Annotated in this window: 1 protein-coding gene; it reads left to right on the forward strand. The window is 53.3% G+C overall.

Features of this window, described 5'->3' with window-relative positions:
• The first annotated feature begins 72 nt into the window (after positions 1-72).
• Positions 73-1,311: an IS256 family transposase gene (locus tag H8S34_RS14980; protein WP_087188801.1), complete on the forward strand. Its 1,239-nt coding sequence runs from the start codon at positions 73-75 to the stop codon at positions 1,309-1,311.
• Positions 1,312-1,377 lie beyond the last annotated feature (66 nt).

The following is a 1,377-nucleotide window of genomic DNA, read 5'->3' on the forward strand; positions in this document are numbered from 1 at the left end:
GAGACTTCTTCAAATTATGTGTAAACCTCCTGAGTGGTGTAAAATAGAAGCATCACACAGGAGGTTATACATATGGCCAGAAAGAATCGCACGCCGGAAGAAAAAGCCCGGCGGGAGAAAATCCGTGAACTGCTGCAGATGGCGAACATCGGCAGCATGGAAGACATCCAGAGCTTGTTCAAAGAGACCATAGCCGAATTCATGGAGAACGGCCTGGAGGCGGAACTGGATGACGAGCTGGGCTACAGCAAGTATGACTATAAAAATAAGGACACGGATAACAGCCGCAATGGGCACAGCAGTAAGACGCTGCGTACGAGCTTTGGCGATGTAGAAGTATCCGTGCCTCGGGACCGGAAAGGCGAGTTTGAGCCGCAGGTGCTGAAAAAGAACCAGACCAGCATCAGCCAGGATATCGAGGAAAAGATCCTGTCGATGTATGCCAAGGGGATGACCACCGGAGATATTGAGACCCATATTCAGGATATCTACGGTATTTCGGTCTCGGACAGCACGGTCAGCCGGATCACGGACAAGATCCTGCCTGTGGCCAAAGAGTGGCAGCAGCGGCCTTTGGAGTCCATCTACGCCGTGGTATTTTTGGATGCCATCCACTACCATGTCCGCAGCGAGGGGCAGATCGTAAAGAAAGCGGTGTATATTGCCATAGGCATTGATCTGGATGGCCGGAAAGATGTACTGGGCATGTGGGTAGGCGAAAATGAGAGCGCCAAGTTCTGGGCGACCGTGCTTAACGGCCTGCGGAACCGTGGTGTGGAGGATATTTTCATCGCCTGCACGGATAACCTTGCCGGATTTGATGCGGCTATCCATGCAACCTTTCCTCAAACCGAAATTCAGAACTGCATCATCCATCAGCTGCGTAATTCCAGCAAGTATGTGTCCTACAAGGACTTGAAGGCGCTCATGGCCGATCTGAAAGCAGTTTATGCCGCCGTAGATGAGCAGGCGGCACTGGATGCTCTGGATACCTTCGGGGAGCACTGGGACCGGAAATATCCGAAAATCTCCCGGTCCTGGCGGGACAACTGGGCAAACCTGAGCACCTATTTCAAGTACCCTCAGGAGGTGCGGCGGCTGATTTATACCACCAACGCCATTGAGGGTTTCAACCGCCAGCTGCGCAAGGTGACCAAAGCCAAATCCGTATTTCCCACCGATGACAGCCTGCTGAAAATGCTGTATCTGGCCATGATGGATATCACGAAGAAGTGGACCGGACGGCGGCAGGACTGGAGTGTGATTCACGCCCAGATGGCGGTCTACTTCGCCGAGCGCATGCCTGAGTAACGCCGGTTCAGATCGATGGCTGAGGGGATATGATAGCTCCGCCTTGACATCCCGTCCCACTGGCGT

Origin of the sequence: Pseudoflavonifractor hominis (genome assembly GCF_014288125.1) — a bacterium.
Lineage (GTDB): Bacteria > Bacillota > Clostridia > Oscillospirales > Oscillospiraceae > Pseudoflavonifractor_A > Pseudoflavonifractor_A gallinarum.